Source organism: Paracoccus suum, from assembly GCF_003324675.1.
Lineage (GTDB): Bacteria > Pseudomonadota > Alphaproteobacteria > Rhodobacterales > Rhodobacteraceae > Paracoccus > Paracoccus suum.
The window spans coordinates 1,906,421-1,921,576 of sequence record NZ_CP030918.1 but is presented as its reverse complement, the minus strand read 5'-3'; the positions used below and the strand labels follow the sequence as shown (position 1 = coordinate 1,921,576).

Sequence of the window (15,156 nt, the reverse complement as noted above, 5' to 3'; positions counted from 1 at the left end):
TAAGTCAATCTGGTGCCTAGCCCAGCAAAATCAAGGTAACGCCGGCAGTTAGACGCCGACGGCCCGTGCCGCAGGAGCGTCGGGCGCAATGTCCGAGGTCACATCCGGCGCCTCATCGTCTGGCACTGCCTGGTCGAGTTCGACCGGACCGTGGCGGCGCACGGGGCGGCGCATGGTCACGATTTCCTCGGCCAGGGTCGGGTGAACGGCCATGGTGCGGTCGAAATCGGCCTTGGTCGCGCCCATCCCCATCGCAATCGCCGCCATCTGGATCATCTCGCCTGCCTCGGGGGCAAAGATATGGCAGCCCAGCACCTTGCCCTCGGCCGCCCCGTCGCTGGCGTCAACGATCAGCTTCATGCTGACGCGGCCCGGACGGCCGGCGAATTTCTGACGCATGGGCGCGAAATCGGCGACAAAGACCTCGACCGGACCGCGCGCGGCGGCCTCGTCCTCGGTCAGGCCTACCGTGCCCACCTCGAAGGGGCGGGTATAGACGGCGCTGGCGACCAACTCGTGATCGACGCTGCGGGCGCGCGCGCCAAAGATGGTGTCGGCAAAGGCGTGCCCCTCGCGGATCGCGACCGGCGTCAGATTCACGCGGTCGGTGACATCGCCCACCGCGAAGATCGAGGGCACCGACGTCTGCGACCAGCGGTCGACCATGACCTGACCCTTGCTGCCGAGGTGCACGCCGACCTCAGCCAACCCGAGGCCGCCGGTGTAGGGCGCGCGTCCGAGGGCAAAAAACACAGCGTCGAACACCGCCTCGCTGCCGTCGCCAAAGCGGACGCGTCTGGCGTCCCCCTCGGCGCTGATCGCGGTGACCTTGGTTTCCAGCCGGAGGTCAATCCCGATCTCGACCATCTGCGCATCGACATGCTCGCGCATGTCCTCGTCAAAGCCGCGCAGCAGGTGATCGCCGCGGTGCGCGAGCGTCGTCTTGCTGCCAAGCCCGTTCAGGATCGTGGCGAATTCGCAGCCGATGAAGCCGCCGCCGATGACCAGCGCCCGCGCCGGCAGGGTTTCCAACTCGAACAGATCGTCCGAGATCAGGCCAAGCTCGGCCCCCGGGATGTCGGGCCGGACCGGCCGGCCGCCGGTCGCGACCAGGATATGCTTGGCGCTGACCGTCTGGCCGTCCGCGAGGCGTACGGTGTGCGCGTCCTGGACGGTGGCGCGCTGCTTGAAGAGAGTGCCGCCCGCCACGGTAAAGCCGTTCTCGTAGATCGCCTCGAGGCGCGAGAGCTCGGTATGCAGCGCCGCGCGGAAGGTGGGCCAGTCAAAGCGTCCCGCGGTGGCGCCCCGCCAGCCGTAGCCCTGCGCCTCGGCCGCGGCCTCGGGGGCGGATGCGGCAAAGATCATCAGCTTCTTGGGCACGCAGCCGCGAATGACGCAGGTGCCACCCATGCGCGATTCCTCGGCCATGGCGACGCGCGCGCCGTGTTCGGCTGCGGCGATCCGTCCGGCCCGCACCCCGCCAGAGCCGCCGCCGATGACGAACAGGTCGAAATCAAAGGCGTCGTCGGGAAAGCCTGCGCTGTCCTTGCTCATGCCAGATCCTCCTCGGGGGTGATGTCGGCCTCGAGCAGGGTCACGGTGCCGTCGGGCTGGCCGATCAGGGCGATGTCGGCGAGGCACAGGAACAGGCCGTGCTCGACGACACCGGGAATGGCGCTCAGCCCCGCGGCCAGCGCCTGCGGGTCGGGGATCGCGCCCAGCTCCAGATCGAGGATCAGGTTGCCCTCGTCGGTGCGGTAGGGCGAGCCGCTGCGCTGGCGGAGCATCACCGGCCGGTCGGCCATGTCCATCCGCGCCAGCAGATGGTCGATATGCTGTTGCGTGCTGGCAAGACCGAAGGCCAGCACCTCGACCGGCAGAGGAAAGCCGCCCAGCTGCTCGACCACCTTGGCGCCATCGGCGATCACCACCATCCGCTCGGACGCCGCGGCGACGATCTTTTCGCGCAGCAGGGCGCCGCCCCCGCCCTTGATCAGGGTCAGGTCGGGGTCGATCTCGTCGGCGCCGTCGATGGTCATGTCCAGATGGCCGATCGCGTCCAGCGGCTCTACCTTGAGGCCGAGCGAGGTGGCGAGGTCCGCCGTCGCGACCGAGGTTGCGGCGCAGCGCAGCGAGAGGCGCTCGGCCGCGGCGCGGGCGGCGAGTTCGCGCACCATGATCACGGCGGTCGAGCCGGTGCCAAGGCCAAGGCGCATGCCGTTTTGGACCATGGCGACGGCGGCGCGGGCAGCGGCGCGTTTTGCGGCATCGGCGGCGGCGGGATCGGTCATGATAGCCTCGAACATATGTTGCGGGCGAAAGGGAGCGGATCGCGGCAGGGTGTAGCCGAGTTTGCCCGCGGGCGCGAGGGGGCGGCCGACCGCGCCGCCGGCTGCCGCGATTACTGCCGCGATTGCTGCCGCAGAGGGCTGCGCGGGCGGCCGGATGCCTCCGCGTCAACCGCCGGCGCGATAGCCATTGCGCGGCGTCGGATTTCCCTGTTTTGCTGGCGCAAAGGACAGACAGATGCGCAAGCCAGCCGCGTTCCCCGCCAACCCCGATCGACCGGCCCCGACGGTTCCGGCAGGGCAAATCGCACCCGCCAGTCCCGCGTCCGCGCCCGGGCCTGTCCCCCTGCCCTCCACGGCCCGACGCAGCGCCACCATCAACGCCGCCGCGACGGAAAAGCCGCGCCATTTCCGCTTTCTGCTGCTCGACCGCTTTACGATGATGAGCTTTGCCAGCGCGGTAGAACCGCTGCGGCTGGCCAACTATGCCGCCGGCCGGCGCCTGTATGAGTGGAGCTTTCTGGGCGAAAACGGTCGCGAGGCCGTCTGCTCGAACGGCGCGCGCGTTGCCCTCGACGCGGGCCTCATCCCGACCGCACCGGGCGAGGCGATCATCGTGTGCGGCGGCCTCGACATCGCCCGCGGCCTGACCCGGCCGATCCTGACCTGGCTGCGGCGCGAGGCGCGGCGCGGCAACGTCCTGGGCGGGCTTTGCACCGGGACCTGGGCGCTCGCGGCCGCGGGGCTGATGGACGGCCGGCGCGCCACCATCCACTGGGAAAACCATGATGGCCTGGCCGAGGCTTTCCCCGAGGTCGACCTGTTTCGCTCGGTCTTCGTGTTGGACGGTAATCGCATCAGCGCCGCGGGCGGCACGGCGCCGATCGACCTGATGCTGCGCCTGATCGCCCGCGATCACGGCGACGAGTTGGCCGCCACCGTGGCCGACCAGTTGATCTACACCGCGATCCGCACCGACCAGGACAGCCAGCGTCTGTCCATCCCGACCCGGATCGGCGTGCGCCACCCTCGCCTCGCCGCCGTCATCGCCCGAATGGAGGCCAATCTGGAGGATCCCATCAGCCCGGCGCAACTGGCGCGCGACGCGGGCATGTCGACCCGCCAGTTGGAGCGTCTGTTCCGCCGCTACCTGAACCGCAGTCCCAAGAAATACTACATGGAAACGCGCCTCAGCCGGGCGCGGAATCTGCTGATGCAGACCGAGATGTCGGTGATCGAGGTCGCCCTCGCCTCGGGCTTTACCTCGCCTTCGCATTTTTCCAAATGCTACCGCGCCCAGTATGGCGCGACCCCTTACCGCGAGCGTGGGACTGGCGGTGCAACCGTGGCGGCAGCGCCCGCGCTGGCACAGCAGGCGGCCGGCTGACATCTTGCAAACTGGCGCATGCCACCCGGCATTGCGCCCGACGCACCGCCCGTATCGCCAGCGCAACGCGCTTTTCTTTTGCAGGTCCGCCCCCTAGGCTGCTGGCAGGACAACGTTCCACTCAGGGAGTTCCACAATATGCAAAAGCTGCTTCTCGCCAGCGCCGCCGCTGCCGCCTTGCTGGCCGCCAGCGCGGCCGGCGCCGAGGATATCAAGATCGGCGTTTCGCTGGGCTTTACCGGACCGCTTGAATCGATGTCCCCAGCGATGGAGCAAGCCGCGCTGATGGCCATGAAAGAGGTCTCGGATTCCGGCAAGCTGCTGGACGGCTCGAAAATGGTCGAGGTCAAGGGTGACAACACCTGCACCGACGCCGCCGCCTCGGTCGCCACGGTCGAGCGCATGGTCGCCGAAGGCGTCAAGGGCATACTCGGGGGCATGTGCTCGGGCGAGACGATCGCCAGCCTGGAAAAGGTCGCCGTGCCGCAGGGCGTCGTGATGATCTCACCCTCAGCGACCTCGCCGGCGCTGTCGACCATCGACGACAAGGGCTTTTTCTTCCGCACCTCGCCGTCTGACGCGCGCCAGGGCGAGGTCATGGCCGACATCATCCTGTCGCGCGGCATCAAGAACGTCGCCCTGACCTATACCAACAACGACTACGGCAAGGGTCTGGCCGACAGCTTCCAGGAAGCCTTCAAGAAAAAGGGCGGCACGGTCACGATCAACGCCGCCCATGACGACGGCAAGGCCGACTACTCGGCCGAGGTCGCGGCGCTGGATTCGGCCGGCGGCGATGCCCTCGTGGTCGCGGGCTATGTCGACCAGGGCGGCGCTGGCATCGTGCGCGGCGCGCTCGACAGCGGCGCCTTCGACACCTTCGTGTTCCCGGACGGCATGGTCAGCCAGTCGCTGGTCGACAAGTTCGGCACCGAATTGAAGACCTCGTTCGGCCAGAACCCGGCCTCCGAGGGCGAGGGCCGCGACAAGCTGCTGGAACTGGCCAAGACTGCCGGCTTTGACGGCAGCTCGGCCTTTGCCGCGGAAAGCTATGACGCCATCGCGCTGATGGCGCTGGCGATGGAGGCTGCCAAGTCCTCCGATCCCAAGGTCTGGAAAGACAAGGTGATGGAGATCGCCAACGCGCCGGGCGAGAAGATCATGCCCGGCGAGCTGGCCAAGGGCCTCGAGCTGCTGGCCGAGGGCAAGGACATCGACTACGTCGGCGGCACCTCGGTCGAACTGGTCGAGCCGGGCGAGAGCGCCGGCGTCTACCGCGAGGTCGACTTCCCCGACGGCAAGCTGAACGTGGTCAAGTACCACTGACCTGATCGCCCATAATCCAAGGCCCGGTGCGCATGGCGCGCCGGGCCGATTGCTACCCGCTGACCGGCCCATCTGCCAAGAGGCTGGCGGCGAACAGGGGAAATTTACATGATCCGGGTCGACGACCTGCACAAGCATTTCGGCGGATTTCGTGCCGTGGACGGCGCCAGCCTCGCCATCGAGACCGGCTCGATCACCGGGCTGATCGGCCCAAATGGCGCCGGAAAATCAACGCTTTTCAACGTCATCGCCGGGGTTCTTGCGCCCACCTCGGGCCGCGTGACGATGGATGGCGAGGATATCACCGGCCTGCCGCCGCATGAGTTGTTCCACAAGGGGCTGCTGCGGACCTTCCAGTTGGCGCATGAATTCGCCTCGATGAGCGTGCGGGACAACCTGATGATGGTCCCGGGCGGGCAGATCGGCGAGGGGCTGATGGGCGCATGGCTGGGCCGCGGCCGCGTCGCCGCGCAGGAGGCCGAATTGCGGGCCCGTGCGAACGACGTTCTCGACTTCCTGACCATCCGCCACCTGACCCATGAAAAGGCCGGCAACCTGTCAGGCGGCCAGAAAAAGCTGCTGGAACTGGGCCGGACCATGATGGTCGACGCCAAGGTCGTGTTCCTCGACGAGGTTGGGGCCGGCGTGAACCGCACCCTCCTTGGCACCATCGGCGAGGCGATTACCCGCCTTAACCGCGAGCGGGGCTACACCTTTTGCGTGATCGAGCATGACATGGATTTCATCGGCCGCCTTTGCGACCCGGTCGTGGTGATGGCCGAGGGGCGCGTGCTGGCCGAAGGGCCGGCCGACGCAATCATGCAGAACGAGGCCGTGATCGAGGCCTATCTGGGCCGCGGCCTCAAGAACAAGGGGGCGGGCGTGGCATGAGCAGCGATGCGTTCGGTGGCCGGGGCGCGCGCGATGCCTCGCTGGTGAACAGCCGTGGCACCGGGACAATGACCGGCGCTGCCCGCAGCGGTCCGGTGCTGCCCGGCAAGCCCGGCGATCCCTTCCTCATCGGCGAGGACATGCGCGGCGGCTACAGCAAGGCCGACATCCTGCATGGCTGCACTCTTGCGGTCGATCGCGGCCAGATCGCGGTCATCGTCGGACCCAACGGCGCCGGAAAGTCGACGGCGATGAAGGCGGTGTTCGGCATGCTGCCCCTGCGTGAGGGCAGCGTGCGCCTCGGCGGACAGGACATCACTGCTCTGACCCCCCAGGACCGGGTCCATGCCGGCATGGGCTTCGTGCCCCAGACCCACAACATTTTCCCCTCGATGTCGGTCGAGGAAAACCTCGAGATGGGGGCCTATATCCACACCGCTCCGGCCCGCATCCGGACGGCCATGGACCAGGTCTACACCCTGTTCCCGGCTGTGGCCGAAAAGCGGCGGCAGGCGGCGGGCGAGCTGTCCGGCGGGCAGCGCCAGCAGGTCGCGGTCGGCCGCGCGCTGATGACCGGCCCGCAACTGCTGATGCTGGACGAGCCGACGGCGGGCGTCTCGCCCATTGTCATGGACGAGTTGTTTGACCGCATTATCGAGATTGCCCGGACTGGCATCAGCATCCTGATGGTGGAACAGAACGCCCGACAAGCCCTTGAAATTGCGGACATCGGCTATGTCCTGGTGCAGGGCGCGAACCGTTACACCGGCACCGGGGCCGAGCTGCTGGCCGACCCCGACGTGCGCCGCACCTTCCTTGGGGGCTAAGCCATGGACATCCTGAACGCCCTGGTGGCAATCCTCAACTTCGTCATCATCCCCGCTGCGGCCTACGGCGCGCAGCTTGCGCTGGGCGCGCTGGGGGTGACGCTGGTCTATGGCATCCTGCGGTTCTCGAACTTTGCCCATGGCGACACCATGGCCTTTGGCACCGCGGTCACCATCCTGCTGACCTGGGGGCTGCAGGCCCTCGGCGTGACGCTGACCCCGCTTCCGACCGCCCTGCTGGCGCTGCCTGTCGCGATCGCGTTCACTGCAGCGCTGGTGTTGCTGACCGACCGCGCGGTCTATCGCTTCTACCGCCGCAAGAAGGCCGCCCCCATCATCATGGTCATGGCCTCTGTCGGGATCATGTTCATCATGAACGGCCTGACGCGCCTGCTGATCGGTGTCGACGAGATTCGGTTTGACGACGGCGCGCGTTTCATCATCAGCGCCGGGGATTTCAAGCGCTGGTCCGGCCTTGACGAGGGGCTGTCGCTGCGTGGCACCCAGGTCATCACGCTGGTGACGGCCTTTGCGGTGATGGTCTGGCTGTTCTGGTTCCTGAACCGCACGCGGTCGGGCAAGGCGATGCGCGCCTATTCCGACAACGAGGATCTGGCCCTGCTGTCGGGAATCGACCCCGAGCGCGTGGTTCGCCTGACCTGGATCATCGCCGCGGCGCTGGCGACCCTTGCCGGCACGCTCTACGGCCTCGACAAGGCGTTCAAGGCGTTCAACTATTTCCAGATCCTGCTGCCGATCTTTGCCGCTGCCATCGTCGGCGGCCTCGGCAGTCCGCAGGGCGCCATCGCCGGCGGCTTTGTTGTCGCCTTCAGCGAGGTCGCGGTCACCTACCCTTGGAAAAAGGTCGCGACCTACTTCGGCTTTCAGCCCGAGGGCCTGCTGCAACTGCTGTCCACCGAATACAAGTTCGCCGTCAGCTTTGTCATTCTGATCGTGGTGCTGCTGTTCCGGCCAACCGGCCTGTTCCGCGGCAAGTCTGTCTAAGGGGGCGCCGTCATGTCCAGCAATCGTCAGGCCGGTCAGGCCAGCCCGTGGCGCGCACCCGCACTGTTCTGCGTCATCGTCGCGCTCGTGATCCTCGAGGGGACGACCCGCAACGCGCTCTTCTCCGGCTCTTGGAACACGGCGCTGGGGATTTTGAACATGGGCATCATCTCGGCCATCACGGCGCTGGGGGTGAACATCATCTGGGGCTATGCCGGCCTCTTCAACGCCGGTGTGGTCGGCTTTCTGGCGCTAGGCGGGCTGGCCCCGGTGCTGATCTCGACCCAGCCCGTGCCCGGCGCCTGGTCTGCCGGCGGGGCACGGATGCTGGCGGCGATGCTGATGGGCCTTGCGGTGCTGGCCCTCGCCACTTGGCTCTGGCGCCGCGCCGGCGCCCGCCGCGGGATCGCCGTGGCACTGATCCTGCTCGCCGGGTTCTTTGCCTTCCGCTGGCTGTTCGATCCCGCGGTCATGGCGATCGAGGCGAACAACGCCGCGCGCGCCGGCAACATCGGCGGCCTCGGCTTGCCGGTCCTGCTCAGCTGGCCGGTCGGCGGGCTGCTGGCCGCCGTGGCCGCCTGGGCGGTGGGCAAGGTCGCGCTGGGCCTGCGCAGCGATTACCTCGCCATCGCCACCCTCGGCATCGGCGAGATCATCGTCGCCGTCCTCAAGAACGAGGACTGGCTGGCGCGCGGCGTCAAGAACATGACCGGCATTCCCCGCCCCGTCCCCTACGAGTTGGACCTGCAATCCAATGCCGAGTTCGCGGCCGAGGCTGCCCGCGTCGGCCTGCCCGTGGCCGAAGCTGCTGGCATCTGGGTCAAGCTGGGCTACACTTCGCTGTTCACTGCGGTGCTGCTGTCACTGGTGCTGCTGGCGGAACTGGCGCTGAACAGCCCCTGGGGCCGGATGATGCGCGCCATCCGCGACAACGAGGTCGCGGCCGGCGCCATGGGCAAGAACGTAACCGCCCGTCACCTGCAAGTGTTTGTCCTCGGCTGCGCCGTGATCGGCCTCTCGGGCGCGATGATGGTGACAAGTGACGGGCTGCTTAACCCCACCTCGTTCAACCCGCTGCGCTATACATTCCTGATTTGGGTGATGGTGATCGTCGGCGGCTCTGGCAACAACTGGGGCACCGTGCTGGGCGCGCTGCTGATCTGGTTCCTGTGGATCAAGGTCGAGGTCTGGGGCCCGCAGCTGATGGCTTTCCTGACAATGCCGCTGCCGGCCGGCGCGGTGAAGGCGCACCTGCTCGGCTCGGCAGCACATATGCGCTTCATCGCCATGGGCCTCGTGCTGCTGCTGGTGTTGCGCTTCGCCCCCCGCGGGCTAGTGCCCGAGCGCTAGGCGGCGTCGCACCCGACCTGCGCCCCGCCGCGCAAGCCTCAGCAGGAGCCGCATGTTCGACACCGGCGGGGGAGGCGGGGGCGGCTCGGGCGGGTCCACCGGCTCGATGAACGTCTGCTCGATCATGCTGGCGATGGCGCCGTCATCGTCCCGCCAGAACGGCCCTTTCGGGTCGAGCAGCGAGCGGAGCATCGCGGTCAGCGCATGTTTGGGCACAGGGGCGTGGCCCTCGCCCCAATCGGCGAGGTGCAGATAGCACCCCTGCCCGACGCGACCCGTGTAGTCCCCGCCTGGCACCAGAAAGCTGTTACGCTTTAGGAACGGCTGCATGTGGCGCTGAACGTGCCAGTCCCTGCTGTTTTGCAGATACAGCACCCGGCTGCCGCGGAAAGCGAATGTGTCCGGCAAGACCGCAGGCGCATTCTGGCGGATCACCTCGCGTGCCGAGGAAAGGTCGCGAACTTGCTCGTCCCATGCGCGGCGGGCGTATTCGATGACAAAAGCATCATCATATTCGCAAATATCGGTCTGCGGGTTCCATACCAACGCCCCGCTGCCGGGCGTGTGATATGCGGCCTGCAACCCCGCGAAACCACCGCCTGACCCGCCAAAGAACAGGATACGCGAAGGGCGCAGATTCATCCGCAGCGCTTCGATCACGCGCTGCACGGCCTCCTGCGCCCTGACCGCGCGACTGCCGGCATACCAACCCAGCGTAAGGCAATCGCTTTCCGCCAGCACAGGGTCGGCGATGCTGACAAAGGAGACCTTGCGATCAGGCGGCGTCACACCGACGCCCGAAAAGAATGGTGGGTGCGCCGTCGGGCCGCGCGGCTTATTGCCAGTAAACGTCACCAGCATAGGCTGTCCCGGGCGGGGCACGATCAGCAGATCAATCGGCGTGCCCTCAAAGTCGACGGTGTGCAGGCCGATCGTCAGTTCCGCCTTTTGCAGGGCGCTGACATCGGCATGGGTGAATTGCGCCAGCTTCGACCAATTATCGAGGTTTCGATACGAGGTCTGCGCGGCCGTCATAAAACACTCATTAAAATTATCTGACACAGTCATGACCATGTTGCAGTCAGTCCAGCAAGCGGATTGCGCCGCAAAGCCGGCAGCATCGCCCCTTGTCGTCACGACGCCGGCTGACTAAAGCGCCAGCATGACCCAGCATCAGCGCCTGCTCATCGTCGATTTCGGTTCTCAGGTGACCCAGCTCATTGCGCGTCGCCTGCGCGAGCTGAACGTCTACTGCGAAATCCATCCGTTCCACGACGTCACCGACGCCTTCCTGGACGAGTTCGCCCCCCAGGCGGCGATCCTGTCGGGGGGCCCGGCCTCGGTCACGGCGACGGGCAGCCCGCGCGCGCCGCAGCGGCTGTTCGAAATGGGGATCCCCCTCTTCGGGATCTGCTACGGCCAGCAGGCCATGACGATCCAGCTGGGCGGTCATGTCGAGGCCGGCCACCATGCCGAGTTTGGCCGCGCCTTCGTCGCCCCCGCCCCCGGTCACAAGGGCGATGGAATCTTTGCCGGCCTCTTCCAGGACGGCCGGGAGGAGGTCTGGATGTCGCATGGCGACCGGGTCACCACCCTCGCCCCTGGGTTCGAGGTCATCGGCACCTCGCCGGGCGCGCCCTATGCGATGATCGCCGACGAGGCACGCCGGTTCTATGCAGTACAGTTCCACCCAGAGGTGCACCACACCCCGCATGGCCGTCAGATGCTGGAAAACTTTGTCCGCCTCGCCGGGTTCACCGGCGACTGGACCATGGCCAGCTATCGCAACGACGCCATCGCCCGTATCCGCCAGCAGGTGGGCGACGCCAAGGTGATCTGCGGGCTGTCCGGCGGGGTCGATTCCTCGGTCGCCGCGGTCCTGATCCACGAGGCGATCGGCGATCAGTTGACCTGCGTCTTTGTCGATCACGGCCTGCTGCGCCAGGGCGAGGCGGACGAGGTGGTCGCCATGTTCCGCGACCACTACAACATCCCACTGATCCATGCCGACGAGCAATCGCTCTTCCTGGGTGCCCTGACCGGCGTCAGCGACCCGGAGGTCAAGCGCAAAACCATCGGCCGCCTTTTCATCGAGGTCTTCCAGAAGCACGCGGCCGAGGTCGGCGGCGCCCGGTTCCTGGCGCAAGGCACCCTTTATCCCGACGTGATCGAGAGCGTCAGCGTCTCCGGCGGGCCCTCGGTCACCATCAAGTCGCACCACAATGTCGGCGGCCTTCCCGAAAAGATGGGCCTCAAGCTGGTGGAGCCGCTGCGCGAGCTTTTCAAGGACGAGGTCCGGGCGCTGGGGCGCGAGCTTGGCCTGCCCGCCAGCTTCATCGGCCGCCATCCGTTCCCCGGCCCCGGACTCGCCATCCGCTGCCCCGGCGAGATCACGCCCGAAAAGCTGGACATCCTGCGCAAGGCCGACGCCGTCTTCATCGACCAGATCCGCAAGCACGGCCTTTACGACGACATCTGGCAGGCCTTCGTCGCGATCCTGCCGGTCAAGACCGTCGGCGTCATGGGCGACGGCCGCACCTATGACTTCGCCTGTGCCCTGCGGGCCGTCACCTCGGTCGACGGCATGACGGCGGATTACTACCCCTTCAGCCACCAGTTCCTGGGCGAAACTGCCACCCGTATCATCAACGAGGTCCGCGGCATCAACCGCGTGACCTATGATATCACGAGCAAGCCGCCGGGGACGATCGAGTGGGAATGATGGGAATCTGAGGCCCAATCCTCGCTCGATTCATAGGGGTTACAAGCAAGCCAGATTAGGTTCAGGCGCCTGGTAAACCAAGGTTCTGACTGCCTCGCCTCGCCGCCTCGACAGCTTGCGCAAGTGCGGCGGGCGAAAGGCACCCTTTGCGGGGCCAGCCGCCTCGCGCCACGTTGCGCGTCACGAGCGTCGAAGTCGTCGGCGCGCTTGCCAGGTTCACCAGCCTTGAACGCAAGCGTGAGCTAGCCGCATTGATGCCACGCGCAGACCCCTGGCGGTTGCGCGCGCCCTCCCCCAATCCCTACATCCACGCCAAAGCAACACGCGTTGCCTCCTGGGAGTCCCCTTATGAAGACCATCGGCTTTCTCTCCTTCGGTCACTGGTCGGACGAGCCCGGCTCGGCCGTCCGCTCGGCCCGAGATGTACTGACCCAGTCCATCGAGCTGGCGGTCGAGGCTGAAAAGCTGGGCGTTGACGGCGCTTATTTCCGCGTCCACCACTTTGCCCGGCAGCTGGCCTCGCCCTTTCCGCTGCTGGCGGCAGTGGGTGCGCGGACCTCGCGGATCGAGATCGGCACCGGCGTCATCGACATGCGCTACGAGAATCCGATGTACATGGTCGAGGATGCGGGCGCGGCGGACCTGATCTCGGGCGGACGCTTGCAGCTTGGGATCAGCCGCGGCTCGCCCGAGCAGGTGGTCGATGGCTGGCGGCACTTCGGTTTTCAACCGGCCGAGGGCGAGGATCACGCCGACATGGCGCGGCGCCATGCGCTTGTCTTTCTGGACCTGCTGGAGGGGCGAGGCTTTGCCAAGCCCAGCCCGCGGCCGATGTTCCCGAACCCGCCGGGCCTGCTGCGTCTCGAGCCGCATTCCGAGGGGCTGCGCGATCGTATCTGGTGGGGCGCGGCATCGGATGCGACGGCGGTCTGGGCGGCTGAGATGGGGATGAACCTGCAAAGCTCGACCCTCAAGCAGGACGAGACGGGCGAGCCGTTCCACATCCAGCAGGCCAGACAGATCCGGGCCTTTCGCGACGCATGGGCAAAGGCCGGCCACGCCCGAAAGCCGCGGGTATCGGTCAGCCGGTCGATCTTTGCGCTGATGGACGACCGCGACCGGATGTATTTCGGGCGCGGCAAGGAAAGCGATCAGGTCGGCATCATCGACGAAATGCGGGCGGTGTTCGGCCGCGGCTACGCCGACACCCCCGACCGGCTGATCGAGCAACTGCGCGAGGACGAAGGCATCGCCGAGGCAGACACCCTGCTGCTGACGGTGCCGAACATGCTAGGCGTCGATTACAACGTCCATGTGCTTTCCAGCATCCTGCACCATGTCGCGCCGGCGCTGGGCTGGCGCTAGGCCCTAGCCCTCGGCGACCAGCGGCGGATCGTCCGGCAGGGCCGCGCGCTTCGCATCGACGTCGGCCCGGCCCTGCAGCATCTCTGCCTCCAGCAGGGCCGATTGCTGGCGGGACAGGCGCACAAACTCCGGGTTATCCTCGGGGGCGACACCGCGGCGATAGGCTTCGGCCATGCGCCGCAGATGGGTCTTGTCGGCCTCGACAAAGCGCGCGGCGAGGGCATCGGCCTCGGCGCGGGTAAACCCGAGCGCCTCATAAGCCGACCGGCCGCTGCGTACGGCGCTGTCAAAGGTCTCGCGGATGATGTCCTCGGCGCCGGCCTCGTAGAGGTCATAGACATGCGTGCGGTCGACCGCGCGCGCGACAATGTGGACGTTCGGATATGTGGCGGCGACATAGCGCACGATCTCGGTGATCTGGGCGGCGTCGTCGATGGCGACCACCAGCAGCTTGGCATTGGCGATGCCGGCAGATTCCAGCAGGTCCGGCCGGGTGGCATCGCCGAAATACGCTTTGATGCCAAACAGCTTCAGCATCTCCAACTGCCGCGACGAGTAATCGACAACCACCGGCTGCTCGCCGATGCTGCGCAACATGCGCGCGACCAGGCCGCCGAAGCGGCCGTGGCCGGCGATGATGATCGGGCTGGCCTCGTCGATCTGGTCCGCCTCGCGTTTCTGGTCGCCGCCCGCCATGGGCGCGATCACCCGGTCGTAGAGGATGAACAGCGCCGGGGTCAGCAGCATCGACAGCGCCACCACCAGCAGGGCAACGTCGGCGATGCTCTGCGGAATAATCTGCGAGGCGGTGGTGAAGGACAGCAGCACAAAGCCGAACTCGCCCGCCTGCGCGAGGCCCAGCGCGAACAGCCAGCGGTCGGTGCCCCGGACCCCGAACAGCCGCGCGAGCAGCAACAGCACGGCCGCCTTGATCGCCATCAGGCCCAGCGTGAGGCCGATGACTGTCGCCGCTCGGTCGATCAGCAGCGCGAAATCGATGTTTGCGCCGACGGTCATGAAGAACAGGCCCAGCAGCAGGCCCCGGAACGGGACGATGTCGCTTTCCAGCTCGTGGCGGTATTCGCTGCTGGCCAGCACGACACCGGCGATGAAGGTGCCCAGCGCCGGCGACAGTCCGACCAGCGACATCAGGGTGGCAATCCCAAGGACCAACGCAAGCGCCGTAGCGGTGAACAGCTCGCGCAGATGCGCGGTCGAGACAAAGCGGAACAGCGGCCGGGTCAGGCGGTTTCCGATGAACACCACCGCCGCCACCGCCGCGAGCGTGATCAGCGCCACCTGCCAACCGGGCCGGCCGTCGACGAGGCTGAAGGTCGCCGCGGCCGCCTCATGCGAGGGCGTTGCGACGGGGTCCATTAGCCCCGGCCGCGCGAGCAGCGGCATCAGCGCCAGCATCGGGATCACGGCGATGTCCTGGAACAGCAGGACCGCGAACGACGCCTCGCCGCCGTCGCATTTCAACAGGCCCTTTTCGGTCAGCGTCTGCAGGACGATTGCTGTCGAGGACAGGGCAAAGACCATGCCAAGCGCCAAGGCGATGGTCCAGGGCAACCCCAGCGCCACACCCGCGCCGCCGGCGGCGAGCGCGGTCAGCACCACCTGCAATCCGCCGAGCCCGATCAGGCGTCCGCGCATGGCCCAAAGCTTGTCGATCTCCAGCTCGAGGCCGACGAGGAACAGCATCATGACGACCCCGAACTCGGCGAAATGCTGGATGGCAGAGACATCGACCCGCAGCAGTGTCAGCAGGGGCGAGATCGCCATCCCAGCCACGAGGTAGCCCGGCACCGACCCGAGGCCGAGGCGCGTCGCGATCGGCACGGCGACGATTCCGGCGACCAGAAAGAGGGTGGCGAGCATCAGGATGCCGGTCATGTCGTGCCCCGCGCGGAATTGTCGGTGGCCACCTTGCGCGCCCCACGCCGCTTCGCGCAAGCGGGCGCTTATTGCGGCAGGCGGGCCAAGGACCTTGGG

12 protein-coding genes are annotated in these 15,156 nt (G+C 67.0%); 8 read left to right on the top strand and 4 right to left on the bottom strand.

Annotation, left to right across the window (positions count from 1 at the left end; genetic code table 11):
* Window positions 1–48 precede the first annotated feature (48 nt).
* Together gorA and rpiA are read right to left on the bottom strand one after the other, a co-directional pair.
* A complete protein-coding gene (gene gorA / locus DRW48_RS09345; protein ID WP_114076185.1) occupies window positions 49–1,554 on the bottom strand; it encodes a glutathione-disulfide reductase in 1,506 nt (501 codons plus the stop codon).
* Entirely contained in the window at window positions 1,551–2,291 is a 741-nt protein-coding gene (rpiA, locus tag DRW48_RS09340; protein ID WP_114077475.1) for a ribose-5-phosphate isomerase RpiA, read from the bottom strand. The genes gorA and rpiA overlap by 4 nt, the downstream gene beginning before the upstream one ends.
* Before the next feature lie 235 nt (window positions 2,292–2,526).
* On the opposite strand from rpiA, the gene DRW48_RS09335 reads away from it, so the two are divergent.
* The 6 genes from DRW48_RS09335 to DRW48_RS09310 all read left to right on the top strand — a co-directional run bounded on the left by DRW48_RS09335 (window position 2,527) and on the right by DRW48_RS09310 (window position 9,074).
* Window positions 2,527–3,675, top strand: coding sequence for a GlxA family transcriptional regulator (locus DRW48_RS09335; protein ID WP_114076184.1), 1,149 nt, complete (start codon window positions 2,527–2,529; stop codon window positions 3,673–3,675).
* Between the two features lie 138 nt (window positions 3,676–3,813).
* Window positions 3,814–5,001 (top strand): ABC transporter substrate-binding protein, encoded by a 1,188-nt coding sequence (locus DRW48_RS09330; RefSeq protein ID WP_114076183.1) that lies wholly within the window; start codon window positions 3,814–3,816, stop codon window positions 4,999–5,001.
* Window positions 5,002–5,109: 108 nt separating this feature from the next.
* Entirely contained in the window at window positions 5,110–5,892 is a 783-nt protein-coding gene (locus tag DRW48_RS09325) for an ABC transporter ATP-binding protein (RefSeq protein WP_114076182.1), read from the top strand.
* Window positions 5,889–6,719: an ABC transporter ATP-binding protein gene (locus tag DRW48_RS09320; protein ID WP_114076181.1), complete on the top strand. Its 831-nt coding sequence runs from the start codon at window positions 5,889–5,891 to the stop codon at window positions 6,717–6,719. The genes DRW48_RS09325 and DRW48_RS09320 overlap by 4 nt, the downstream gene beginning before the upstream one ends.
* 3 nt (window positions 6,720–6,722) lie before the next feature.
* Window positions 6,723–7,724, top strand: a complete 1,002-nt coding sequence (locus DRW48_RS09315; RefSeq protein WP_114076180.1) for a branched-chain amino acid ABC transporter permease — start codon at window positions 6,723–6,725, stop codon at window positions 7,722–7,724.
* A 12-nt stretch (window positions 7,725–7,736) separates the two neighbouring features.
* Window positions 7,737–9,074: a branched-chain amino acid ABC transporter permease gene (locus DRW48_RS09310; protein ID WP_114076179.1), complete on the top strand. Its 1,338-nt coding sequence runs from the start codon at window positions 7,737–7,739 to the stop codon at window positions 9,072–9,074.
* Here DRW48_RS09310 and DRW48_RS09305 read toward each other — a convergent pair.
* Window positions 9,057–10,109, bottom strand: coding sequence for a hypothetical protein (locus tag DRW48_RS09305; RefSeq protein WP_114076178.1), 1,053 nt, complete (start codon window positions 10,107–10,109; stop codon window positions 9,057–9,059). The genes DRW48_RS09310 and DRW48_RS09305 overlap by 18 nt on opposite strands.
* Before the next feature lie 127 nt (window positions 10,110–10,236).
* Between DRW48_RS09305 and guaA the strand changes: the two genes are divergently transcribed.
* Window positions 10,237–11,796: a glutamine-hydrolyzing GMP synthase gene (guaA, locus tag DRW48_RS09300; protein ID WP_114076177.1), complete on the top strand. Its 1,560-nt coding sequence runs from the start codon at window positions 10,237–10,239 to the stop codon at window positions 11,794–11,796.
* Window positions 11,797–12,144: 348 nt separating this feature from the next.
* On the top strand, window positions 12,145–13,161 hold the full coding sequence (locus tag DRW48_RS09295) for an LLM class flavin-dependent oxidoreductase (protein WP_114076176.1): 1,017 nt from the start codon (window positions 12,145–12,147) through the stop codon (window positions 13,159–13,161).
* A 3-nt stretch (window positions 13,162–13,164) separates the two neighbouring features.
* On the opposite strand, the gene DRW48_RS09290 is transcribed toward DRW48_RS09295, so the two are convergent.
* Window positions 13,165–15,057, bottom strand: coding sequence for a cation:proton antiporter domain-containing protein (locus tag DRW48_RS09290; RefSeq protein ID WP_114076175.1), 1,893 nt, complete (start codon window positions 15,055–15,057; stop codon window positions 13,165–13,167).
* Window positions 15,058–15,156: the final 99 nt, after the last annotated feature.